The sequence below is a fragment of the Ancylobacter mangrovi genome, assembly GCF_024752335.1.
Taxonomy (GTDB): Bacteria; Pseudomonadota; Alphaproteobacteria; order Rhizobiales; family Xanthobacteraceae; genus Ancylobacter; species Ancylobacter mangrovi.
Genome location: NZ_JANTHY010000006.1, coordinates 48306 through 71887, shown reverse-complemented (window position 1 = coordinate 71887; position 23582 = coordinate 48306). Strand labels below are relative to the sequence as shown.

General features: G+C 69.8%; 24 protein-coding genes. 16 read left to right on the top strand and 8 right to left on the bottom strand.

Going from position 1 to position 23582, the window contains the following annotated elements:
* Positions 1-31: 31 nt before the first annotated feature.
* Positions 32-367, bottom strand: a complete 336-nt coding sequence (locus NVS83_RS15740) for a hypothetical protein (RefSeq protein ID WP_258740177.1) — start codon at positions 365-367, stop codon at positions 32-34.
* Between the two features lie 222 nt (positions 368-589).
* On the opposite strand from NVS83_RS15740, the gene NVS83_RS15735 reads away from it, so the two are divergent.
* The 3 genes from NVS83_RS15735 (at position 590) to NVS83_RS15725 (ending at position 2514) form a co-directional block, all read left to right on the top strand.
* Positions 590-1069, top strand: a complete 480-nt coding sequence (locus NVS83_RS15735; RefSeq protein ID WP_258740176.1) for a hypothetical protein — start codon at positions 590-592, stop codon at positions 1067-1069.
* 159 nt (positions 1070-1228) lie between these two features.
* On the top strand, positions 1229-2023 hold the full coding sequence (locus NVS83_RS15730) for a thymidylate synthase (protein ID WP_258740175.1): 795 nt from the start codon (positions 1229-1231) through the stop codon (positions 2021-2023).
* A gap of 11 nt (positions 2024-2034) precedes the next feature.
* A complete protein-coding gene (locus NVS83_RS15725) occupies positions 2035-2514 on the top strand; it encodes a GNAT family N-acetyltransferase (RefSeq protein WP_258740174.1) in 480 nt (159 codons plus the stop codon).
* Positions 2515-2637: 123 nt separating this feature from the next.
* Here NVS83_RS15725 and NVS83_RS23465 read toward each other — a convergent pair whose 3' ends face one another.
* Entirely contained in the window at positions 2638-3507 is an 870-nt protein-coding gene (locus NVS83_RS23465; protein ID WP_309486208.1) for a hypothetical protein, read from the bottom strand.
* Positions 3508-3640: 133 nt separating this feature from the next.
* Positions 3641-5032 carry a class II fumarate hydratase gene (gene fumC, locus NVS83_RS15715; protein ID WP_258740173.1) on the bottom strand — a complete coding sequence of 464 codons (1392 nt, stop codon included), beginning with the start codon at positions 5030-5032 and terminating at the stop codon, positions 3641-3643.
* A 328-nt stretch (positions 5033-5360) separates the two neighbouring features.
* On the opposite strand from fumC, the gene NVS83_RS15710 reads away from it, so the two are divergent.
* The 6 genes from NVS83_RS15710 to NVS83_RS15685 all read left to right on the top strand — a co-directional run bounded on the left by NVS83_RS15710 (position 5361) and on the right by NVS83_RS15685 (position 10255).
* Entirely contained in the window at positions 5361-5681 is a 321-nt protein-coding gene (locus NVS83_RS15710; protein ID WP_258740172.1) for a DUF4169 family protein, read from the top strand.
* Positions 5678-5956: a ribbon-helix-helix domain-containing protein gene (locus tag NVS83_RS15705; protein ID WP_258734693.1), complete on the top strand. Its 279-nt coding sequence runs from the start codon at positions 5678-5680 to the stop codon at positions 5954-5956. Before NVS83_RS15710 ends, NVS83_RS15705 begins: the two co-directional genes overlap by 4 nt.
* A gap of 183 nt (positions 5957-6139) precedes the next feature.
* Positions 6140-7294, top strand: a complete 1155-nt coding sequence (gene hflK / locus NVS83_RS15700) for an FtsH protease activity modulator HflK (RefSeq protein WP_258740171.1) — start codon at positions 6140-6142, stop codon at positions 7292-7294.
* A complete protein-coding gene (hflC, locus tag NVS83_RS15695) occupies positions 7291-8277 on the top strand; it encodes a protease modulator HflC (RefSeq protein WP_258740170.1) in 987 nt (328 codons plus the stop codon). Before hflK ends, hflC begins: the two co-directional genes overlap by 4 nt.
* A 10-nt stretch (positions 8278-8287) precedes the next feature.
* Entirely contained in the window at positions 8288-8473 is a 186-nt protein-coding gene (locus NVS83_RS15690) for a DUF2065 domain-containing protein (protein ID WP_258740169.1), read from the top strand.
* A 204-nt stretch (positions 8474-8677) separates the two neighbouring features.
* Positions 8678-10255, top strand: coding sequence for a Do family serine endopeptidase (locus NVS83_RS15685; RefSeq protein WP_374115074.1), 1578 nt, complete (start codon positions 8678-8680; stop codon positions 10253-10255).
* A gap of 259 nt (positions 10256-10514) precedes the next feature.
* Here the strand turns inward: NVS83_RS15685 and NVS83_RS15680 are convergent, their stop codons facing one another.
* Both NVS83_RS15680 and NVS83_RS15675 read right to left on the bottom strand, forming a co-directional pair.
* Positions 10515-11084, bottom strand: coding sequence for a DUF1036 domain-containing protein (locus tag NVS83_RS15680; RefSeq protein WP_258740168.1), 570 nt, complete (start codon positions 11082-11084; stop codon positions 10515-10517).
* The gene (locus tag NVS83_RS15675; RefSeq protein ID WP_258740167.1) at positions 11053-12345 is read right to left on the bottom strand and encodes a glycerate kinase type-2 family protein; all 1293 of its coding nucleotides are present in this window, start codon (positions 12343-12345) and stop codon (positions 11053-11055) included. Before NVS83_RS15675 ends, NVS83_RS15680 begins: the two co-directional genes overlap by 32 nt.
* A 196-nt stretch (positions 12346-12541) precedes the next feature.
* Between NVS83_RS15675 and NVS83_RS15670 the strand changes: the two genes are divergently transcribed.
* From NVS83_RS15670 to NVS83_RS15660, 3 genes are all read left to right on the top strand, one after another.
* Positions 12542-13417: an N-formylglutamate amidohydrolase gene (locus NVS83_RS15670; RefSeq protein ID WP_258740165.1), complete on the top strand. Its 876-nt coding sequence runs from the start codon at positions 12542-12544 to the stop codon at positions 13415-13417.
* Between the two features lie 36 nt (positions 13418-13453).
* Positions 13454-13756 (top strand): DUF1244 domain-containing protein, encoded by a 303-nt coding sequence (locus tag NVS83_RS15665; RefSeq protein ID WP_258740164.1) that lies wholly within the window; start codon positions 13454-13456, stop codon positions 13754-13756.
* Between the two features lie 210 nt (positions 13757-13966).
* Complete coding sequence (locus NVS83_RS15660; RefSeq protein ID WP_258734685.1) at positions 13967-14251, top strand: DUF2312 domain-containing protein; 285 nt, start codon at positions 13967-13969, stop codon at positions 14249-14251.
* A 40-nt stretch (positions 14252-14291) separates the two neighbouring features.
* Here the strand turns inward: NVS83_RS15660 and NVS83_RS15655 are convergent, their stop codons facing one another.
* Positions 14292-15953 carry a peptidoglycan L,D-endopeptidase MepK gene (locus tag NVS83_RS15655; protein WP_309486207.1) on the bottom strand — a complete coding sequence of 554 codons (1662 nt, stop codon included), beginning with the start codon at positions 15951-15953 and terminating at the stop codon, positions 14292-14294.
* Positions 15954-16378: 425 nt separating this feature from the next.
* The gene (locus tag NVS83_RS15650) at positions 16379-18481 is read right to left on the bottom strand and encodes a L,D-transpeptidase scaffold domain-containing protein (protein WP_258740163.1); all 2103 of its coding nucleotides are present in this window, start codon (positions 18479-18481) and stop codon (positions 16379-16381) included.
* 387 nt (positions 18482-18868) lie between these two features.
* Here NVS83_RS15650 and purE point away from each other — a divergent pair, with 387 nt between their 5' ends.
* The 3 genes from purE to NVS83_RS15635 all read left to right on the top strand — a co-directional run bounded on the left by purE (position 18869) and on the right by NVS83_RS15635 (position 21600).
* The gene (gene purE / locus NVS83_RS15645; RefSeq protein ID WP_258740162.1) at positions 18869-19378 is read left to right on the top strand and encodes a 5-(carboxyamino)imidazole ribonucleotide mutase; all 510 of its coding nucleotides are present in this window, start codon (positions 18869-18871) and stop codon (positions 19376-19378) included.
* Between the two features lie 8 nt (positions 19379-19386).
* Complete coding sequence (locus NVS83_RS15640; protein WP_374115081.1) at positions 19387-20463, top strand: 5-(carboxyamino)imidazole ribonucleotide synthase; 1077 nt, start codon at positions 19387-19389, stop codon at positions 20461-20463.
* Between the two features lie 153 nt (positions 20464-20616).
* Complete coding sequence (locus NVS83_RS15635) at positions 20617-21600, top strand: protein-methionine-sulfoxide reductase heme-binding subunit MsrQ (RefSeq protein WP_258740160.1); 984 nt, start codon at positions 20617-20619, stop codon at positions 21598-21600.
* Between the two features lie 39 nt (positions 21601-21639).
* Here the strand turns inward: NVS83_RS15635 and miaA are convergent, their stop codons facing one another.
* A complete protein-coding gene (gene miaA, locus NVS83_RS15630) occupies positions 21640-22563 on the bottom strand; it encodes a tRNA (adenosine(37)-N6)-dimethylallyltransferase MiaA (protein WP_258740159.1) in 924 nt (307 codons plus the stop codon).
* A 118-nt stretch (positions 22564-22681) separates the two neighbouring features.
* Between miaA and serB the strand changes: the two genes are divergently transcribed.
* The gene (serB, locus tag NVS83_RS15625; protein WP_258740158.1) at positions 22682-23575 is read left to right on the top strand and encodes a phosphoserine phosphatase SerB; all 894 of its coding nucleotides are present in this window, start codon (positions 22682-22684) and stop codon (positions 23573-23575) included.
* Positions 23576-23582 lie beyond the last annotated feature (7 nt).

Below are 23582 nucleotides of genomic sequence, written 5' to 3'. Positions count from 1 at the left end.
CTCGCGCACAGTTACCTATGCGCCGGCGGCCTCAGGCCTCGGTCTGGTCGCCATATTGCAGGCGCTCGATCGGCAGCTTGCCGCCCTCGGTACCGGCGAGCTTCTCGTCGAGCTCGGTGAGCCGCGCGCGGAGCGTCTCCATCAGCATCTGCCGCATCAGTTCGTAGTCGAGCTTCACGTCGGAATGGGCGCTGCGCAGCGACTGGCCGGCGCGCAGCACCAGCGCGGGCGAGGTGTTGGAGGCGTCGACCTTGAAGTCGAGCGGATGGGTCGCATCCTTCTCCAGAAGATTCAGATGCATGGCGAGGCGGTGATACTCGCTCGCCAGAGCCTTGGTGCTGTCGGTGGCCTTCACGGTGTCGGTCATCGGGCTCCCTCCTCAACGTCGGGCGGGCGCGCACGGCGCCGGCCTCGATGACAAGTACCACGCCGCCGCGAAGTTCCGATGATGCCGCCGTATCTTACCGCCCGACGGCATGTCCCCTGCTGCGCCGCGAAAACGCCGCAGAATGATCACGTCCCGCAGCGGAACGTCCGCCGCCGCCGGCCGTTCTGGTCCCGTCTGGGGGAGCAGACACGGAGACGAACGATGAAGATCGCCAATCTGACGATGAGCGGCGTGGCCGCCACCCTCGGCCTGTGCGCCCTCTCGGCAACGCCCGGCCTCGCCCAGGATGTCTATGTGCGCACCACCGAGCCCGCCGGGCCGGTGCTCGCCGTGCCGGCAGAGCCGGGTCCCACCGTCATCGTGCGCGAGGAGCCGTCCTACGACGCGCCGGACTATGTCGTGACCCCGCCCCCGCGCGTGGTAGTGCGCGAGGCCCCGGCCTATGAAGCGCCCGCCTATGAAGCCCCGGCCTATGGGCCGCCCGCCTACGAGCCCCGGCAGGTGATCGTCGCCGAGCCGGCAGAGGGCCCCTATGCCGGCAATGGCTGGTACCGCGAGGTGCCGCCCTATCCCGCGCCGCTGCCGCGCGCGGTGAACCGCCGCGCCCCGGCGTCGGACTGCCGCATGGTGGAGCGCGAGACCCGGTCCGGCCTCATCCGCGTGAGCACCCTGTGCGACTGACGTCCTTCTGACGCGGCGCACACGCCAAAAACTTGTGGTTCACACCAGGACCGACGGGCGGGTGGCCGTGCGCCGCCCGCCCTTGCGCGCTATATATAGTGGGTCGAAACGCCAACGGCCGACCCGAACCACGAGAGCGGCGCGGCACATGAGAGGCCCATGCGGCAATATCACGAGCTCCTGGAACGGATCCTGCGCGAAGGCACGCGCAAGGATGACCGCACCGGCACCGGCACCTATTCCGTGTTCGGCCACCAGATGCGCTTCGACCTGTCGGAGGGCTTCCCGCTCGTCACCACCAAGAAGCTGCATCTGAAGTCGATCGTCCACGAGCTGCTGTGGTTCCTCGCCGGCGACACCAACATCGCCTATCTCAAGGCCAACGGCGTGTCGATCTGGGACGAGTGGGCGGACGAGAACGGCGATCTCGGCCCGGTCTACGGCCAGCAGTGGCGGAGCTGGCCCGACGGGCGCGGCGGGGTGATCGACCAGATCGCCCAGCTCGTCACCGACATCCGCCGCAATCCCGATTCGCGCCGGCTGATCGTCTCGGCCTGGAACCCGGCCGACGTGCCGAAGATGGCGCTGCCGCCCTGCCACTGCCTGTTCCAGTTCTACGTGGCCGACGGCCGGCTCTCCTGCCAGCTCTACCAGCGCTCCGCCGACGTGTTCCTCGGCGTGCCGTTCAACATCGCGAGCTACGCCCTGCTCACCCACATGGTAGCGCAGGTGACGAAGCTGGAGCCGGGCGACTTCGTCCACTCCTTCGGCGACGTGCACCTCTATCTCAACCATGTCGACCAGGCGCGCGAGCAACTCGCCCGCACGCCGCGCCCCCTGCCGAGGCTGAAGCTCAACCCTGCGGTGGACGACCTGTTCGCCTTCCGCTTCGAGGACATCGCCATCGAGGCCTACGACCCCTACCCCGCCATCCGGGCGCCGGTGGCGGTTTGACGGATCACGGCATGTCGCTCGCCATCCGTCCTGCGCGTCCTGGCGATGCCGGCCTGATCCACGCCTTCGTGCGCGAGCTCGCCGAATACGAGAAGCTGCTGCACGAGGTGGAGGCCGGCGAGGCAGACATTGCGCGCGACCTGTTCGGGCCGAGCCCGCGCGTCTTCTGCGACATCGCGGAATGGGAGGGCGAGCCGGCCGGCTTCGCGCTGTGGTTCTATAACTACTCGACCTTCCGCGGCCGCCACGGGCTCTATCTCGAGGACCTGTTCGTGCGCCCCGCCTTTCGCGGGCGCGGCATCGCCACCGCGCTGATGCGCCATCTGGCGAAGCGCTGCGTCGCCGAGGGCCTCGGCCGCTTCGAATGGTGGGTGCTGAACTGGAACGAGCCGGCGATCACCTTCTACCGTTCCATCGGCGCCGTGCCGATGGACGAATGGACGGTGCAGCGCGTCAGCGGCGAGGCCCTCGTCCGCCTAGCCGACGAATAGGCACGCCGCCGGTCGAAACCGGCGGCGCTTTCCGTTGCAAATCGACCGTCGAGGAAGCTGGCAGGCGGTGGTCCGCAGGCAAGGGACCGCCGCCCGGCGGCGATCCCCGTCCGTGTGCCGCGATCAGAGGGTGTCGCCCTCGTCATCGGCCGGCCCGCCATCCGGGTTCATCATGCCCGGCCCCATGCCGTTGTGCATGCCGGGACCCATCCCAGGACCCATCCCAGGACCCATGCCAGGCCCCATTCCGGGTCCCCGGCCCATGCCCGGGCCGCACGGGCCGTGGCCGCGCCCGCCCATCATGGCGAAGCCCTTGCCGTGCCCGCCGGGACCCCAGCCATGGTGCGGACCGTGGCCGAAGCCGCCCTGCTGCGCCTCGCGGAACAGCAGGTTGAAGCGGAACTTCTGGCCCTGGTCGAGCGTGCCGTAGAGCGGCTCCGCGGCATCGGCGAGCTTCTTCAGGGCCGTACCCCGCTCGACCATGCTGTCGGCGCGCTTCTCCAGACGGGCGACGGCGTCGCCGTGCGGACCACCCGGACCGGCGGGGCCGGCACCCATCCGGGGACCGGGACCCGCATCGGGACCCGCGCCCGGCGCCTGGCCCATGTCGGGACCGGGCGCGCCGGGAGGCGGCGCACCGGGGCCCGGCGCCGGCTTGCCGTCCGGACCCGGCCGGCCCGGCCCGCGCATCGCCTGGTGCTGCTCGCGCCAGTCGCGGTGCTGCTCACGCCATTCCTGGCGCCAGCCGGACTGCTCCTTGGCGTAGTCGTGCAGCGCGGTCTCGAGCGCCGGCCACAGCTTCTCCTGCTCCGGCGTCAGCCGCAGGCCCGCCTTCAGCGCCGCGATGCGCGCATCGGCCATCGCGTCGGCATTCGCCGCCCGCTGTTCGGCCGTCGGCGGCTTGGGGGCCTCGGCGTTGTTCGATTGGGCGACCGCAAAGCTGGCACTCGCCAGAAGGGCAGTTGCGGCAGCAGCAATGATCGTGCGTTTCATTGGCCTCATCTCCTTTCGAAGTGAGGCCAATGCTGACGCACGACCGGCAACTTACCAAGTGAAACTTCCGTAATGTTCCAGTAGAAACTTACGGATACTTAGATGAACAGCCATTCATGTAACTGAACGCCTGTTAACCGGGCGAGATCATCTTCTCCGGCCGCACGATTGCGTCGAATTCCTCGTTCGTCACATAGCCGCCGCCGACCGCTTCCTCGCGCAGCGTGGTGCCGTTCTTGTGCGCGGTCTTGGCGATCTTGGCGGCATTGTCGTAGCCGATCTTCGGCGCCAGCGCCGTGACAAGCATCAAGGAGCGCTCCAGCGCCGCCTCGATATTGTCCTCGCGCGCCTCGATGCCGACGACGCAATTGTCGGTGAAGCTCACCGCGGCGTCCGCCATCAGCCGCACCGACTGAAGGAAGTTGTAGGCCATCACCGGGTTGTAGACGTTGAGCTCGAAATGGCCCTGGCTGCCGGCGAAGCTGAGCGCCGCATTGTTCCCGAACACCTGCACGCACACCTGCGTCAGGGCCTCGCACTGGGTGGGGTTCACCTTGCCGGGCATGATCGAGGAGCCCGGCTCGTTCTCCGGCAGGGCGAGCTCGCCGAGGCCCGAGCGCGGGCCGGAGCCGAGCAGGCGGATGTCGTTGGCGATCTTGAACAGCGACACCGCGACCGTGTTGATCGCGCCGTGCGAGAACACCATCGCGTCATGGGCGGCGAGAGCCTCGAACTTGTTCGGCGCCGAGGTGAAGGGAAGCCCGGTGATGGCGGCGATCCGCTCCGCCACCTTCTCGGCGAAGCCGACCGGCGCGTTGAGCCCGGTGCCGACCGCCGTGCCGCCCTGGGCGAGTTCCATCAGCGAGGGCAGCGTCTGCTCGATCCGGGCGATGCCGTTCTCAACCTGCTGGGTGTAGCCGGAAAATTCCTGGCCGAGGGTGAGCGGCGTCGCGTCCTGCGTGTGGGTGCGGCCGATCTTGATGATGTCCTTCCACTGCTGCGCCTTGTCGTTCAGCGCGTTGCGCAGCTTCTGAAGCGCCGGGACCAGCCGGTGGACGATCTCCTCCGCGCAAGCGACGTGCATTGCCGTCGGATAGGTGTCGTTGGAGGACTGGCTCATATTGACGTGGTCGTTGGGATGGACCGGCTTCTTGGAGCCCATCGTCCCGCCCAGCATCTCGATCGCGCGGTTCGAGATAACCTCGTTGGCATTCATGTTCGACTGCGTGCCCGAGCCGGTCTGCCAGACGGCGAGCGGGAAATGGGCGTCGAGCTTGCCCTCCATCACCTCCTGCGCGGCGGCGACGATGACGCGGGCGAGCTCCGGGTCGAGCCTGCCGAGCTCGAGATTGGTCTCGGCCGCGGCCCGCTTGATGACGCCGAGCGCGCGAACCACCGGCAGCGGCTGCTTCTCCCAGCCGATCTTGAAGTTTCCGAGCGAGCGCTGAGCCTGCGCACCCCAGTACTTGTCCGCCTCCACCTCGATGGGACCGAACGTGTCGGTTTCGATGCGGGTCTTGCTCATGATTTCTTAGCCTCTCGGATCAGCGCGTCCTTAAAACCGTCCCAATCGGGCACGAGGGCCTGGGGCGCGGCCGGGTTTAGCATGCGGGGCAGGCCCCGCAAATGCGCCCTGCGGAGAGTGGGCGGACCAGCCGAAAACGCAGATATCAACCCCGTTTCACGAGGCCGTGATGCGCCCGGGAGCGGCGCCGGCGTGCCGCGACGCCTTGCGCCGCCTTGCACGGCGCGAAAGTGACCCCTTCCCGTCCGCAACCTGACTAGACTGAACCGAGCAGTTCAAGCAACGCAAGGTAGAGATAAGCCTATTACCTACAGATTCGCGACTCACGATGGGGCTGCCCGCCCGGCGAATGGTTTCCGGCCACCAAATCACGGACAAAAAAAAGTCTGTATGCGGTCAAATTGCTGCACTAGAGGTATATCGGAAGAGCAATCTGGGCGGATGCGGTATTATTCTACTTATGGCGGATCTGATCAACCTTCATCGACATCGCAAGCGCCTTCGTCGCGAAGCCGCGGAACAAATTGCCGCGATCAGGCGTTTGGAGTTTGGCCGGTCGAAGGCGCAGAAAACGGCGGAGTCTGCCCAGGAGCAGCGCCGGGCGAACTTGCTGGACGGCCATAGGCGAATTCGAGAGGATGAAACATGAAGAGCCCTGTGGTGAAGCGGTCGATCGTTATTGCCGGGCACAAGACGAGCGTAAGCCTTGAAGATCAGTTCTGGGATGCGCTCAAGGAGATCGCCTCAAATCGGCGCAGTACGCTGTCGGAGATCGTCGCCTCCATCGATTCCGGTCGGAACCAGGGCAATCTTTCATCGGCGATACGGCTCTATGTGCTTGCCCACTATCGCAACTCTCCCAACATGCGCGACGGCGCCGATCACGGCGAACGCAGCATGCCCGTGCGGTCTACCGTTGCGTAACATTTCGTACATTCCCATATGACGCCACGCGACGGCGCGTTGTAACCCGGTGTCTCGTCACCTATAACCGCCTCGCCCGCGTTTCTCGCTAAGGAGAGCGCGGAATCGATCTGCACGGTGGCGTCTCACGGTTCTGCGTATGCGGGCCTGGGCGATCGGGCACGCAAACGGAGTAGCCGCGCAATGTCGTGGAAGAACCAGAGCGGTGGACCGTGGGGCAGCGGTCCGCGCGGTCCCTGGGGCACCGGCCCGCAATCGCCGGGACCAAATTCTCCCGATCTCGAAGACCTGATCCGCCGCGGCCAGGAAAAATTGCGCAGTGCGATGCCCGGCGGCTTCGGCAGCGGCAAGGGCATCATCCTCGTCGTCGCCCTCGCCATCGTCGCGTGGCTGCTGTCGGGCTTCTACCGCGTGGAGCCGGACGAGCAGGGCGTGGTCCTGCGCTTCGGCCGCTTCGTCGCGACCTCGAATCCCGGCCTGAACTACCACCTGCCCTACCCGATCGAGACCGTGCTGACCCCGCAGGTCACGCGCGTGAACCGCATCGACATCGGCATCCGCACCGGCGACGACCCCCGTCGCGGCGCGGCCATGCGCGACGTCGCCGAGGAGAGCCTGATGCTCACCGGCGACGAGAACATCGTCGACGTCGATTTCGCCGTGTTCTGGATGGTGAAGCCCGCCGCCGCCGGCTCGACCGAGGACATTGGCGCCGCCAACTTCCTGTTCAACGTCCAGAATCCCGAAGGCACCATCAAGGCGGTCGCCGAGAGCGCGATGCGCGAGGTGGTCGGGCGCACGAACATCCAGCCGATCCTGACCGGCGCGCGCCAGAACATCGAGACCGCCGTGCACGAGCTGATGCAGAAGACCCTCGACGATTACCAGTCCGGCGTCCTCATCACCCAGGTCCAGCTCCAGAAGGTCGACCCGCCGCAGCAGGTCATCGACTCGTTCCGCGACGTGCAGGCCGCGCGCGCCGACGCCGAGCGCCTGCAGAACGAGGCCCAGGCCTACGCCAACCGCGTCGTGCCCGAGGCCCGCGGCGAGGCCGCCCGCATCACCCAGGGCGCCGAAGGCTACAAGGAGCGCGCGGTCATCGAGGCGCGCGGCCAGGCCTCGCGCTTCCTCAGCGTGCTGGCCGAATACCAGAAGGCGCCGGAAGTGACCCGTCAGCGCCTCTATCTCGAAACCATGGAACGTGTCTTCGGCGGCATGGACAAGGTCATCATCGACCAGAAGGCGAGCGGCAACGGGGTCGTACCCTACCTGCCGCTCGGCGCGCTCAGCCCATCCTCCGCCAAGCCGGCCCCGGCCACGCAGGGAGCCGCGAAATGAAGCACAGCATCGGCCTCATCCTCGCCATTCTCGCCGCCGCCGTCCTGATCGTCCTCTATTCGGCGCTGTTCCAGGTCTACCAGACCCAGCAGGCACTGGTGCTGCGCTTCGGCGAGCCGGTGCGCGTGATCGAGCAGCCCGGCCTCAATGCCAAGATCCCGCTGGTCGACAGCGTGATCCTGGTCGACAAGCGCATCCTCGACCTCGAGAACCCCTCGCAGGAAGTGATCGCCGCCGACCAGAAGCGGCTCGTGGTCGACGCCTTCGCGCGCTACCGCATCGTCAATCCGCTGCGCTTCTACCAGTCGGTCGGCACAGTGGAGGGTGCCAATTCGCGCCTCGCCACCATCCTCAACTCGGCGCTGCGCCGCGTGCTGGGCGAAGCCACCTTCATCGAGGTGGTGCGCGACCAGCGCGAGGCGCTGATGGGCCGCATCCGCGACCAGGTGAACCGCGAGGCGCAGAATTTCGGCATCAACATCCTCGACGTGCGCATCCGCCGCGCCGACCTACCGGAGGCGAACAGCCAGGCGGTGTTCCAGCGCATGCAGACCGAGCGTCAGCGCGAGGCGGCCGAGATCCGCGCCCAGGGCGGCGAGGCGTCGCAGGCCATCCGTGCCCGCGCCGACCGCGATTCCACCGTCATCGTCGCCGAGGCCAACGCCACCGCCGACAAGCTGCGCGGCGAAGGCGAGGCCCAGCGCAACGAGATCTTCGCCCAAGCCTACAGCAAGGATAAGGACTTCTTCGACTTCTACCGCTCGATGCAGGCCTACGAAGCCTCGATGAAGTCCGGCGACACCCGGATGCTGCTGGCGCCCGATTCGGATTTCTTCCGTTTCTTCAACAACCCGGTCCCTGCGGGCACCGGGGCGCCGTCGGCGCCCAGCGCTTCCGCCGCACCGGCACCCGCTTCCTCCGGTCCGGCGGCAACGCCGGCCCCGGAGACGGGCTCGCAGCCCAGCCCCGCCCCCGCGAACTGACGCGCGGGCCATGGCCGATCTCGTCGTCGCGCTCGGCCTCGTGCTGGTGATCGAGGGACTGATGCTGGCGGCGGCACCCGGTGCCGTACGCCGCGCCATGGAGGCGATCGACCAGCTTCCCGACATGCCCTTGCGCATTACGGGGCTGGCCGGCGCCGTCATCGGCCTGCTCATCGTCTGGCTGATTCGCGGCTGACGGCGCCCGTCACGGCCTCGGTACGAAGGTGCGCGAGGGCGGACCGCGGCCGGCCCGTCGAGGCGGCCTGACGTCGCGTCTGCCTCGCGTGGTTTTGGCTTGCATCGGACCGCGTCCCGGTTAAGCGTCTCCCGCTGAGGTGGTGCACATCCCGGCCAACCGGGCGGCCCGCCGGGCACGGCGCCGCGGCGCGAAGGAGGCAGCATGACGAAGCGGGTTCACGGTCTCGGGCGGCGCAAGCGGGACGCCGAAGCTTCGCCCCTCGCACCGCTGCAGGCGTTCGCCCGGGCAGTGCCTCTTTCCCTGCCGCGCCGCGCCGGCGCCCTCCTCCTCGCCGCCACGCTGGCGGCGGGCGCCTTCGCCCTCATGCCGGCCGCCGGCCATGCCGCCTCGACCAAGGGGCCGGACACGGTCGCCGACACCGCCGAGCGGGTGATGGACGCGGTGGTCAACATCTCGACCTCGCAGACGGTCGCGCCCTCGCGGGGCGTGCCCACACCCGAGCTGCCGCCCGGCTCGCCCTTCGAGGAGTTCTTCGAGGAGTTCTTCAAGCGCCGGCAGCAGCAGGGCGAGGACCAGACGCCGCGCCGCGTCTCCTCGCTCGGCTCGGGCTTCGTCATCGACCCGTCCGGCCTCATCGTCACCAACAACCACGTCATCGCCGACGCCGACGAGATCTACGCCAATTTCGCCGATGGCTCGAAGCTGAAGGCGGAGCTGGTCGGGCGCGACACCAAGATCGACCTCGCCCTGCTCAAGGTGACGCCTGAGCCCGGCAAAACGCTCAAATCGGTGAAGTTCGGCGATTCGGATTCGCTGCGCGTCGGCGACTGGGTGATGGCGATCGGCAACCCGTTCGGGCTCGGCGGCACGCTCACCGTAGGCGTCATCTCCGCCCGCAACCGCGACATCAATTCCGGCCCCTACGACAACTTCCTGCAGACCGACGCCGCCATCAACCGGGGTAACTCGGGCGGCCCGCTGTTCAACATGGACGGCGACGTGATCGGCATCAACACCGCCATCATCTCGCCCTCGGGCGGCTCCATCGGCATCGGCTTCGCCGTGCCCTCCAACACCGCGACGCCCGTCATCGCCCAGCTCAAGGAGTACGGCGAGACGCGGCGCGGCTGGATCGGCGTGCGCATCCAGCAGGTGACGCCGGACATCGCCGAGAGCCTGTCGCTCGACAAGCCGCACGGCGCGCTGGTCGGCTCGGTCACCGATGACGGCCCGGCCGCCAAGGGCGGCATCAAGGCCGGCGACGTGATCGTCACCTTCGACGGCCACGAGGTGAAGGACATGCGCTCGCTGCCGATCATCGTGGCCGACACGCCGGTCGACAAGGAGGTCGACGTGGTCGTTGTCCGCCGCGGCAAGGAGGAGACGCTGAAGCTCGTCGTCGGCCGCCTTGACGAGGGCGACGACACCGAGGCCACCGACGAGACCCCGAAGGAGCAGCCCGACACCACCCCCGCCGAGACCACCAAGATGCTCGGCCTCGAAGTGAGCGAGCTGACCCCGGAGCTGCGCACCAAGTTCAAGATCAAGGACGAGCTGAAGGGCGTGGTCATCGTCTCGGTCGAGCCCAACACGCCGGCCGCCGATCGCGGCCTCGTGGCCGGCAACCTGATCGTCGAGGTCAATCAGGAAGCCACCGAGACGCCGCAGGATATCTCCAAGCGCATCGACGAGCTGAAAGCCGACGGTCGCCGCTCGGCCCTGCTGATGATCAGCGACGCCGAGGGCCAGGTGCGCTTCACCGCGCTGCCGATCGACTAGCGCGACGCCTTCGCCCGCGACGCCGCCTGGCGAGAAGCCCGGAGCGTCGCGGGATTTGCTCTACCGAATGGCAGGGCGGTGCGGCCGGATTTTCGTGGGTGGTTCGGCGGCTTGCTCATCCGGCGCACGAATGGCCGCTACGCCTCACAGCGGTCCACCAGCGCGGCGACGCGCAAAGGTCGCGCCGCGGCGGATGCATATGTCTGGCAGAAATCCCACCGCGAGCCCGCAACGACGGGCGCCGGACAGGCCGCGCCCGTCAGGGCTTGGGCGGCGGCAGCGGCGGGGCGTCGATATTGGCGCCGGCGGTCTGGTCGGGATGCTTGTTCTTCGGCTCGGTGAGTTGCACCGTCCAGCTCTTCTGCTCGTGCGTGTCGACTTCGAAGAAGCCGGTGCGGTCGAAGCCGCGGGCGAGGCAGTCCTGGATGCCGCGAATGGTGAATTCCTTCTCCCGCGTGCACATGAAGGCCTTCCCCGACCACTCCCCGCCGAGGTCGTAGTCGATCGCGTAGACATAGTAGAAGCGGGCGACGAGGTCCCCGCGCAGAAGCGTCTCGCAGCTCTTGGCGCCGATGTTCCACCAGCCCTCGGTGGCCCAGACGTCGCCGTCCTTGTAGCCGAGCGCGATGCCCACCCGGCTCGCCGACTGGTTGCACAGGCGGAAATCGGCGGCGGCGGGCGTCGTCGCGGCGAAGATCGACGCCGCCGCCAGCGCCGGGATCAGCGCGCGCCGAATCGCGCTCGCGCCCAACCGGCGCGACGCGGCCCGGCGCCCGCCCCGGCGGGCAGGTGCGATCTCAATCGTCGATGAATACAGCGCGGAAGTCATTGACGTTGGTACAGGTCGGCCCTGGCGTCAGCAGGTCTTCCAAGGGCTCGAAGAAGCTCGTGGAATCGTTATTGGCGAGAAAGGCGGCAGGATCGAGACCGGCCGCCTTCGCCCGCGCAAGCGTGTCGGGCATCACATAGGCGCCGGCGGGGTCGGAGGCGTCGCCGCCGCCGCCATCGGTGCCGTCCGTGTCGCCGGCCACCGCATAGATACCCGCCGCCCCTTCGAGCGCGACGGCGAGCGCCAGCGCGAATTCCTGGTTCGGGCCGCCGCGGCCCTGGCCGCGCATGGTCACGGTCAGTTCGCCGCCCGAGAGCAGCACCGCCTTCTTGCCCGCCGCCTTCAGCTCGCGGGCCTTGGCCGCCTGCGCCGCCGCCACCTCGCGGGCCTCGCCCTCGAGATTGTCGCCGAGCAGGATTGGCTCCAGCCCCTCCTCGCGCACGATCCGCTCGGCGGCGACGAAGGAATCGGCCGGGCGGGCGACGAGAAGGTACTCACTGTTGGCGAAGGCGGGATCGCCGGGCTTGGGCGATTCGTTCTCCGGGTCGCGCAGCGCCACCGCCACCGAGGGCGGCGGGTCGATGCGGTAGCGCGCCAGCACGTCGCGGGCCTCGGCCAGCGTCGTCGGGTCCGGCACGGTCGGCCCGGAGCCGATCACCGCCGGATCGTCGCCCGGCACGTCGGAGATGGAGAGCGTCACCACCTTCGCCGGCTGGGCCAGCGCGGCGAGGCGACCGCCCTTGATGCGCGAGAGATGCTTGCGGACCGTGTTGATCTCGGTGATGTTCGCGCCCGAGCGCAGCAGCGCGCGGGTCAGCGAGCGCTTGTCGTCGAGCTCGACGCCGACCGCCGGCGCGATCCAGTTGGCCGAGGCGCCACCCGAGAGCAGCACCAGCACCAGGTCGTCGGCGGTCGCCGAGGCGGCGAGATCGAGCGCCTTCTGCGCCGCGCCGAGGCCCGCCGCGTCCGGCATCGGATGGCCGGCCTCGACCATTTCGAGCTGCCGCGTCGGGCGGCCATAGCCGTGGCGGGCGACGCCGACGCCGGCGAGCCGCGCGGGATCGAGGCCCAGCGTGTCGAGATAATGCGTCTCGGCGACCTCCAGCATCGAGCCGGCCGCCTTGCCGGCCGCCAGCAGGATCAGCCGACCGCTCGCGGGCGGCGGCGGCAGGGCCGGCGGCAGGCAGGTCGAAGGATGGGCGGCAGCAACTGCCGCCGTGAACAGCCGATCGAGAAAGGCACGCGCCGAAACGTCACTCATTCATTCCACCCTGCTCGTTGCGAGCCGCTGTCCCGGCGGTTCGGCCGCCGCATCTTCTACCTTCGCCTTCTGCGCCGCAGCACGGAATCCGGCACCGAATCCGACCCGTGCACGACACGAAACGCGCGTATTCCTATGGCACCCGGCGGGCTGCGTCACTATCCTGCGTCATCTTATCGTTCGCGACTGGGCCAATATGCGTCGCCTTTCCCGGGAAGATCGTGCCGACGATCATGACGGAGGTCGTGACGAGGCGGCAACGATCGACGACCCGACCTCCTTTCCCGCCTTCGAGGTGATCCCCGGCGCCGCCGAGGCCGGCCTGCTGCTGATCTGCGACCACGCATCGAATGCGCTGCCCGCGGCCTATGACGGGCTCGGCCTGCCGCCCGGCGAGCTGGAGCGGCACATCGGCTACGACATCGGCGTCGCCGGCGTCACGCGGCGGCTGGCGGCGACGCTCGGCTGTTCCGCCGTGCTGTCGCATTTCTCGCGGCTGCTGATCGATCCCAACCGCGGCGAGGACGACCCGACCCTCGTCATGCGGCTCTCCGACGGCGCGGTCATTCCCGGCAACCGCCATGCCGACGCGGACGAGGTGGAGAGCCGGCTCGCCCTGTTCCACCGCCCCTATCACGCGGCCATCGAGGCCGAGATCGCGCGCGCCCTCGCCGCCGGCACGGTTCCGGCGATCCTGTCCGTCCACAGCTTCACCCCGGTCTGGCGCGGCGTGCCCCGGCCCTGGCATGTCGCGCTGCTGTGGGACGCCGACCCGCGCTTCACCGCCCCGCTGCTGGAGGCGCTGCGCGCGCCGGGTGATCTCATCGTCGGCGACAACGAACCCTATGACGGGGCGCTGCGCAATGACTGCCTCTATCGTCACGGCACCTCGCGCGGCCTCGCCCACACGCTGATCGAGATCCGGCAGGACCTGATCGGCGACGAGGCCGGCCAGCAGGCCTGGGCCGACCGCCTTGCCGGGCTGCTGCCGGCCATCCTCGCCGAGCCGCTGCTGCACGAGCGGCGCGCCTATGGCTCGCGCACCGGCCCGGTACCGCCTATCTATCCGTGAACGGCGCCCCTCGGCGCCCGATCCCCGGAGGCCGACATGACCGAGATCGACGAGAAGACCCGCACCGAGCTGGAGGCCGCCGCCTTCCGCCGCCTCGTGGCGCATCTGCGCGCGCGCAGCGACGTGCAGAACATCGACCTGATGAACCTCGCCGGCTTCTGCCGCAACTGCCTGTCCAACTGGTACCTCGACGCGGCGCAGGAGCGCGGGCTTCCGCTGACCAAGGACGAAAGCCGCGAGATCGTCTACGGCATGCCCTATGAGGAGTGGAAGGCTACCCATCAGGCCGAGGCGAGCCCGGCGCAGAAGGCCGCCTTCACCGGCCCCGGCGGGCACTGATCCGTCACCGCGCCGCAGGCGGGAGGCGCGCCCGAGCAATCCGGCCATGATATGGCGGCGGCGCGGATCGGCGCAAAGAACGGTGGATTGCGGGTGCAGCGCGCCGCGCAGCGTCGCCACGCCTTGACGCGGGGCTCCGCTTCGGGTCCTCATCGCCGCCCGAAATTCGAGCCTGCGCGGGCGCGGGCGCGCGCAGAACCGGGAGACATCATGTCCGACATTTCCTACGATCAGCCGGTCTCCGACGCCCCTGCGAGCTTCGCAAAGGACCAGCTCAAGGCCTTCATCGAGCGCATCGAGCGCCTCGAGGAGGAGAAGAAGGCCATCGCCGACGACATCAAGGACGTCTTCGCCGAGGCCAAGGGCAACGGCTTCGACACCAAGGCGCTGCGCGAGATTCTGAAGATCCGCAAGCAGGATGCCGACCAGCGCGCCGAGCACGAGGCCATCGTGGACCTCTACATGCAGGCGCTAGGGATGCTCGGCGGCAGCTGAGCCCGGCACTGCCGGCGGATATCGCCGGCAGACGTCGCCGTCAGAGCGGGTCGCGCAGAGGCGCCGGCCCGGAGACCATCGCCACCACCGGCACCGCCACCACGGCGGCGCCCTGGAAGCGCGAGGTCGACAGCCCGTTGGAGCCGTCGCCGCCGAAGCCGCCCGCCACCACCGAGCGCGGCGGGGCGACGAAATTGGCGAAGCGGCGAAGCTCGGGCTGGCGCAGGTGCACATTGCGGGCGACGGTCGGCCCGTTGAACAGGCGCCGGATCTCGGCCTGCATCTCGGACGAATGGCCCTGCCCGGTCCGGCCCGCGGCGCTCGGCGTCGCGGCCGACGCCGTGCCCTGTGCCGGAGCGGGGACGCGTCCCGGCTGGAGGCGCGGGCGGGGATAGAAGCCGGTCGCGGCGGAGGCATAGGCGAGCACCGGGCCGCCTTCGCCGCCGGCGCCGCGCGTAATCACCTCGGGAAGGGCAGCCCCGCCATCGGCCTCGACCGGACGGGCGAGCGGGAGCGGCACCGGCGCGGCGCTCGCCACCACCATCGGCGCGGCGCGCGTGGCTTCCGGCAGCGGCACCGCCGCCGCGAGAGCGGCCAGCGAGGGATCGACGCCCGGCGCAGGAGTGGGCGCGGGCTTGGGCATGGCCGAGGGTACGGCGGCGGCCAGAACCGGCGCGGCGGGCTTGTCCATCGGAACGGCGGGCGCGGCCATGGCGAGGCGCGGCAGCGGATTGGGCACGGGCATCGGGATCGGCGCGGCCGAGGCCAGCGCGACCGACGCGGGAGCCTCGGACGCCTCAGCCTGGGACGCCGGGGCCTCTGCCGCGGGCGTAGCCGCGGCGGGCGTGGCGCTCGCGGTCACCACCGGCGCCGGAGCGCCGCTGTCGGCGTCGTCGTCCTCGTCATCCTTGCCGAACAGCGAGGCGAGGAGGTTCTTGCGCGGCTTCGGGTTGTTGGTCGCCGCAAGGCCGGCGAAGCTCGCGCCAGCGCCGCCCGGCTCCTTGCCGCGCGCCTCCACCTCGGCGAGGGCGACCTGGTAGCCGGACATCGGCTTGCCGTCGGCCGGAATGTGCACGGTCTTGCCGTCCGGGAAGACGCGGGCGAGCTGGCTGCGCGTCATGCGCGGCCAGTGCCGGATGCCGCCGGTGTCGAGATGGACGAAGGGCGAGCCGGAGGTCGGATAGAAGCCGACGCCGCCGCGCTGAAGCCGCAGGCCCGCCTCGCGGATCTTCTCCAGCGGCACGCCGGGAATGAAGAAGTCCATCGCCTTGCCCTGCATGTGCAGGCTGGTCTTGGCGACGCCGCGCGAGCGCTGGCGCAGCATGGCGTTGGTCCTGGGCGAACGGTAGCCGCCGATCACCTCGATCGGGCGGCTCGCGTCGACGTCGCGATAGACCTCCCAGATGATGTCGAACAGCCGGGGGTCCATGTTGGTCGGCTCCTTGAGCCGCCAGTCCTGCATCAGCACGTTGAGCTGCTTCAGCGCGGAGGGAACGTAGCGCCCGTCCTTCTTGAAGGTGATGGTCGCGCTGACGCCGGAATGGACATGGTGGAAGCTGAGCGTGCGGGTATCGCCATTGGCGACCGCGTCCTCCAGCAGATCGGCGCTGCACAATGTGACCGCCGCCGCCAGCAGCGCGGCCTTCATCAGAGGACGAGTAGGTAGAGCCGGGATGATGCGCACGAACCTGGACCCGAGCAACAGTGTTTCCTCGAGACGACACGGTCCGCATGACCGTGACGTACATGGTGAATACAGTCTTGTCGGGTCTGGTTAAGAGGCCGTTTACGGCCCACCCCCCACGCTTATTGCCTCCCTCGCTAGAAACGGACTGTGGCGAAAGAGTGCCATCACGCCAAATTCATACTGAACTACCGTGATAATCGACACTTTCCGGTTTCGCGTGCTGAAAATGACACATTCGGCACGCGGCGCGACCACTGCCACCCCCGAATGAAATGCGTGCAGTGCCGCATACTTGCCGGCGCCGAATCACGTCGACGCGGCATTCCTTGCGGGTGAAGGATGCCGGAGCGGCAGGTTTGGCGAGGTGGAATTTGATCGCCGGCGCAGCGGCGGGCGCCCGTGCGCCCGCCATCCGGAACTCTCGGGAAGGTGGTCCGCCCTCAGCGCGCGGAGATCACGCCACGCCGGTCGGCGACCCGGCTGGTGCCGTCGAGGCCGAGAATGGTCTTGGTCGCCTGGTTGATGCCGTAGAGGTCGTCGCGCGCGACGAGCCGGCCGCTCGCATCCACGAAGTTGGTGAAATAGACGAGGTTCACCTGAATGTGCTGCTTCAGGTTGAGGTACTTCTCGTTGCCGCCGATCAGCCGCGAGATGCGCTGCTCGCCCCATCCGTCATTGGGCAGGCCGAGGCCGAAGATCACCTCGGCGAACTTCAGCGGCTCGTAGACGCGCACGCAGCCATGGCTGTAGGCGCGATAGTCGCGGCTGAAGAGCGAGCGGCTCGGCGTGTCGTGTAGATAGACCGCGTACTTGTTCGGAAACATGAACTTCATGCGCCCGAGCGCGTTGCGCTCGCCCGGCGGCTGGCGGAACGAATAGCCCTGCGTGCCGCGGCTCCAGTCCACCGTGCCCGGATCGATGATGCGCCCGTTGCGCACCACGTCGATTCCCTGGCGCTCCAGCGCATAGGGGTTGGCGCGCAGCGCCGGCAGCATCTCCTTGCGGATGATGCCGGGCGGCACGTGCCAGGACGGGTTGAACACCACATACTCCATGTCCTGGGTCAGGAGCGGAGTCTGGTTCTGCGGCTTGCCGACTACCACCCGGGTCTCGTGCACCGTCTGCTCGTTGACGACGACGCGGACCATGAACTCGGGAATGTTCACCATCACATAGGCGGGCGCCACCTCGTGCGGCAGCCAGCGCCAGCGCTCCATGTTGGCGATCACGTCGGCGACCTGGGGCGCGGAATTCTCGTTGAGGGCGCTCAGCGTGTCGCGCCCGACGATGCCGTCCACCTTCTGGCCGGCCATGCTCTGGAAGTCGCGCACCGCCTCGACCAGCAGGTCGTCATAGGTGGTGTCCTCCGGCGCCCCGCCGATGCCGAGCCGCTCGCGCAGCACCGGCACGCGCGGATCGCTGTCGCCCGGGCGCAGCAGCGGGCCGGACGGCACGGTCGGCGGCGGCAGCGCCGGCCCGGACTTCTCCAGCCGCGCGAGCTGCCTCTTCAGGAGCCGGTATTCGTCATATTGCGGCGCGAAGGACGCGAAGGTCGCGCGCGGGTCGGGCGAGCCGGCGAGCTGCGCCAGCACCGCGGCCGGATCCGGCACGGTCGGGCTCGGGCCGATATTGTCGGAGATGCGCTTGGGGTCGAAGCGCCCGCTCTGCACGTGGCGCGCATAGAGCAGCGCCGCGCCGGCGAGACGCAGCTCGGCTTCCGCCACCGCCGCATCGGGCGCATCCGGCGTCAGCGCGGGCGCCACATAGTCGGCCGGGTTCAGCCCGTCCGCGAACGAGCCGGCGAAGGCCGCCACCGCTGCCTTGCCGAGCGGCGACAAGCCGCTGCCGGCGGTGAAGGCCGGGCGGTAGTCGCGCGCCGTGTAGAAGTCGACCAGCGCCTGGCGCTCGTTCTCGCGCGCCACATAGTGGCCGGCCTGGCTCGACAGCAGATCGGAGAGATAGGTCGGCACCATCTGCCCGGGCGCCTGCGGCTGCTCGGCGGTGGCCGGGGTCGTGGCGCCCGGGGTCGCCCCGGGAGTGACAGCGCCGGGCGTCGGGGCCGCCGGCGTGGCGACGTCCGGGGTGGTGGAGCCGGGCGTCGCGGCACCGGTGCCGGGCGCGCCGTTGCCCACCGAGGGCGTCGCCGGCGTCATGCCCTCGCTCGCGGGCGCAGCGGGCGTGTTGGAGACTGCGGCGGCCGGTTCGGCCGGCGGCACCGTCTCGGGCGGCGCCGAAAGCGCGGCGGTGCGCTGGCGCACGGCCGGCCGGCGGTGCTCATTCATGTCGAACGGCGCCGGCTCGTCGCCGGGCGAGGCCAGCAGCGAGGCGCCCTGCCCGGTATCCTGCATGCCGGAGGCGGCGGGATCGAAAGCGGCGACCGCGTCGCCGGTGCCGTTGCCGGCCGGATCGACGGCGATCGGCGCGCCGGAGAACTCCTGCGCCCAGGCGGGCAGCGGATGGGCCAGCGCCACGGCGAGGCCGGCCGCGACCGAAACCGCCAGCGCGCACGCGCTCCCTGTCAGATAACGCCCGTTGCGCCGCATCCCAGCCTCTTTCCCGATACGCCCGACCATAAACCCTCTCCGCACCCTCGTACCATCCTGCAAGGCGGATAGCGGGCCCGCCACTTTCAATCGCGGGTCCATACCGGTTCAACTCACGAAAACGATAATGTTCCCGCTTGTCTGCCAGCCGTCGCTCTCATGCCACACCGGGACGAGGGCCAACCGTGCCGACAACGCACTGTGACCGAACGAAGTAAAGGTCATGTTAAGCATGATCGCAGCTTCGCCCCGCCGGCCGGCAAATCCGGCCCGCGCGCCTGCCGCCGGCGCCGAGGCACACAAGTGCCGCCCTGCCGCAGTTCCGCCTTGCCGCGGCAGGCGCGATTCCTATAATCCGCGCCTTCTTTTCGGGGGAATGAACCAGACATGAGCGAGCCCACGGCCGAGACGGCCACCGAACCGCGGCCGATCGCCATCATCATGGGCAGCCAGTCGGACTGGGAGACGATGCGCCACGCGTCGGAAACGCTGGACATCCTCGAAGTGCCCCATGACTGCCTGATCGTCTCGGCCCACCGCACGCCCGAGCGGATGTACACCTTCGCCAGGGGCGCGCGCGAGGCCGGCTACAAGACCATCATTGCCGGCGCCGGCGGGGCGGCGCACCTGCCGGGCATGGTGGCCGCGCTCACCCCGCTGCCGGTGTTCGGCGTGCCTGTGGAATCGAAGACCATGTCCGGGCTCGACAGCCTCTATTCCATCGTGCAGATGCCCGCCGGCATTCCGGTCGGCACGCTCGCCATCGGCCGCGCGGGGGCGACCAACGCCGCCCTGCTCGCCGCCGCCGTGCTGGCGCTCTCCGACGAGGCCCTGGCCTCCCGTCTCGACGCCTGGCGCGCGGCCCGCACCGAGGCCGTGGCCGAGCGGCCGGCGTGAGCGCGCCCATGCTGAAGCCCGGCAACACGATCGGCATTCTCGGCGGCGGCCAGCTCGCGCGGATGATCGCGCTCGCCGCCGCCCCGCTCGGCCTGAAGACGCACATCTTCGCCCCGGCCGGCGACAACCCCGCCTTCCAGGTCGCCGACGCGCATAGCAGCGCCGCCTATGACGACCTTGCCGCGCTGGAGGCCTTCGCCCGCACGGTCGACGTCGTAACCTACGAGTTCGAGAACGTGCCGGTGGCGACCGCCGGCCATCTCGAATCCTTCGTGCCAGTGCATCCGGGCCCGCGCGCGCTCGGCATCACCCAGGACCGGCTGGAAGAGAAGAGCTTCGTCGCCGGCCTCGGCATCCGCACCGCGCCCTTCGCCGCCGTCGACGACGAAGCCGGGCTCGAGGCCGCGCTCGCCGAGATCGGCCGGCCGGCGGTGCTGAAGACCCGCCGCTTCGGCTATGACGGCAAGGGGCAGGTGATGATCCGCGAGGGCGACGACGCATCCGCCGCCTTCGCCGCGATCGGCCGGCACCCGGCAATCCTCGAGGGCTTCGTCCCGTTCGAGCGCGAGGTCTCGGTGGTCGCCGCGCGCACCGCCGACGGGCGCTTCGCTGCCTATGAGGTGACCGAGAACGAGCATCGTCACCACATCCTGCACCGCTCCACCGTGCCGGCGGACGTCACCCCCGCGGTGGAGGCGTCGGCCAGCGCGATCGCCCGACACATCGGCGAGGCGCTCGGCTATGTCGGCGTGTTCGCGGTGGAGCTGTTCCTGGTCGTCGAGGGCGGCGAGCAGGCGGTCATCGTCAACGAGATCGCCCCGCGCGTGCACAATTCCGGGCACTGGACGCTGGACGGCGCCGTCACCTCGCAATTCGAGCAGCATGTGCGGGCCATCGCCGGCTGGCCGCTCGGCGCGGTCGAACGGCTGGGCCGGGTCGAGATGACCAACCTGATCGGCGACGAGGCCGACACATGGCACGAGGTGCTGGCGGAGCCGGGGGCGCATCTTCATCTCTACGGCAAGGCCGAGGCCCGGCCGGGCCGCAAGATGGGCCACGTCACCCGCATCCGCCCCGAGGCGTGAGCCACCGGCCGGCGCAGGCGGACGCCCTCGTCCGTCTGTTTCGCACGACCGCTTCACGGGAACGTGCGGTGCGCGCTTGAAATAATGCGCGGGCAGGCTGCGTATGGTCGATGACACTTCTTCATCCGACCTCACCACATCGCTTGCCCCACCATGCCCTTCCTTCGCGAACGAAACGGCCGCCTCAGCCCCGAGAAGATCGTTGCCCTTCTCATCGTGCTGTACCCGCTCGCCCTGCTGATCGCCCGCGCGCTCAGCGGCGGCTTCACCACGCTGGAGCCGTTCGGCATCGGCGCACCGGGCGCCGGCGGACCGGGGCTCGGCGCTCCCGGGCTGGGTGCGCCGGGGCTGGGTGGCCCCGGACTTGGTGCCCCCGGCCTCGACGGACCCGGGCCGGCGCTGAGCGCGCGCCCGCTGGTGGAGGTGATCCGCGTCATCGGCGACTGGACCATCCGGCTGCTGCTGATCACCCTGGCGGTGACGCCGGCGCGCCGGCTGTTCAACTGGCCGAAGCTGCTGGCCGCCCGCCGCACATTGGGCGTCGGCGCGGCCTTCTACATCGCCGTGCACTTCTCCTTCTATCTGATCGACACCGGCAGCCTCACGACCGCCGCGCGCGAGATCGTGCTGCGCATCTACCTCACCATCGGCTTCGTCGCCCTTGTCGGCCTCATGGTGCTCGCCGCGACCTCGTGGGACGGGGCGATCCGCCGGCTCGGCGCCGAGCGCTGGGCGCGCCTGCACATGCTGGTCTACCCGATCGTCGCGCTCGGCCTTCTGCACTTCTTCATGCAGCAGAAGCTCGACGTCACCGAGCCGACGCTGATGGCCGGCTTCTTCTTGTGGCTGATGGGCTGGCGTCTGATGCAGCGCGCCGGGCACGGTACGGGCTTCGTCAATCTCGTGGCGCTCGCCCTCCTCGCCGGCCTCGCCACCGCCCTGCTGGAGGCCGGCTGGTATCTCGCCGCGACCGGGGTCGACCCGGTGCGGGTGCTCGCCGCCAATCTCGACTTCAGCTATTCGCTCCGCCCCGCATGGTGGGTAGTGGGCACCGGCCTCGCCATCGCCGTAGCGAGCAGTGCGGTGCTACGCTGGCGTCCCCTGCCCGCGCCCCGCGCCCGCACCGCGCGGGCCTGACGACCCTCGACGTCTCGCGCCAGTCGCTCGGCGGCGGCTCTATACGAGCTGCTGCTCCAGCCATGGCCCCGCCAGTTCGGCCGGCAGGGTGGTCCAGCCCTGAAGCTGGTGGCGGAACCAGGTGTCCTGCCGCTTGGCGTAGCGCCGCGTGTCGAGGATGCCGCCCGCGATCGCCTCCTCAAGCCCGATCTCGCCGGCGAGGTGGCGCCTCAGCCACGGCACGCCGTGGGCCTTCAGGATGGTGCGGTCCTCGGGCAGGCGGCGCGCGTCGAGCGCCGCCACCTCCTCCAGCGCACCGGCCGCCATCATGGCGTGGAAGCGCCCGGCGATGCGCTCGCGAAGCGCCGTGCGATCGGTGGCGAGGAACAGCCGCGCCGTCTCTTCCTCCCGGAGCGGCGGCGCCGCGCCGCGCTCCTTCTGCCATTCGACCAGCGGCCGCCCCGTCGCCTCGAACACTTCGAGCGCGCGCATCAGCCGCTGCGTGTCGGAAGGGCGCAGCCGCTCGGCACTCGCCGGATCGAGCGCGGCGAGCCGGGCGTGGAGGCGGCCCGCATCCTCCCCCAGCCCGCGCACCCGCGCGCGGATCTCGGGCGGCACCGGCGGCATGGGCGAGAGCCCCTGGGTGAGCGCCTTGAAATAGAGCCCCGTTCCGCCGATCAGAATCGGTAGGCGGCCCGCCTCCCAAGCCGCCGCGATCTCGCGCCGCGCATCCTCCAGCCAGTGGGCGACGGAATAGTCCTGCGCCCCGTCGACATGGCCGTAGAGGCGGTGCGGCGCGCGCGCCTCCTCCTCCCGCGTCGGGCGGGCGCTGATGATGCGCAGATCGCGGTAAACCTGCATCGAATCGGCGTTGATCACCACGCCGCCGCTGCGCTCGGCCAGCGCCAGGGCGAGCGCCGACTTGCCGCTCGCGGTCGGCCCTGCGATAAGCACCGCGCGCGGGCGGATGGCGGCCGCGCTCATCGGCCGGCCCGCCGGCAAATGGCGTCCGGCCACGCCGTCATCCGCGCATCACGGCGCTTCATCGCGCACCTTCCGCCTCTCCCCGCCGCCGCACCGGCAGCCTGCAGCCCGATCCGTCATGACCGATATTTCTTCCCACGTCGCCGTGCTGATCTCCAACCCGGCCGCCCCGGCGGTCGACGAGGCGCTGATCGCGCGCGCCCGCGCAAGCCTTCCGGGCGCCGGCGCGGTGCGCGTCCTCGCCGCCGGCGTCGCGGCCGAAATCGCCCTGCCGGGCAATGCCGACGGCGAGGCGCTGCGCGCGGCGCTCGCCCCGGCGCCGGTCGACGTCGCGATACTTCCCGTCGCCGGGCGGCGCAAGAAGCTGTTCCTCGCCGACATGGATTCCACCATGATCGGCCAGGAGTGCATCGACGAGCTGGCCGACTATGCCGGCATGAAGGCCCATGTCTCGGCCATCACCGAGCGCGCCATGCGCGGCGAGATCGCCTTCGAGCCGGCGCTGCGCGAGCGCGTCGCCCTGCTCAAGGGGCTGCCGCTGGCGGTGGTGGACTCGGTCATCGCCGAGCGCATCCGCCTCACCCCCGGCGGGACGGAGCTGGTGCGCACCATGCGCGCGCACGGGGCGCACACGCTGCTGGTCTCGGGCGGCTTCACCCTCTTCACCGAGCGGGTAGCGGCGCTGATCGGCTTCGACGCCCACCGCGCCAACGTGCTCATCGCCGACGGCGAGACCTTCGCCGGGCTGGTGGAGGAGCCGATCCTCGGCCGCGAGGCGAAGCTCGCCGCCCTCACCGACATGCGCGGCTCGCTCGGCCTTCCGCATGAAGCGACGCTGGCGGTGGGCGACGGCGCCAACGACCTCGCCATGATCGCCGAGGCGGGGCTCGGCGTCGCCTATCACGCCAAGCCGAAGGTGGCCGAGAGCGCGCCGGTGCGGATCGACCATGGCGACCTCACGGCGCTGCTCTACCTGCAGGGCTATGGCGCGGACGAGTTCGTGCACGGCTAGCGCGGCG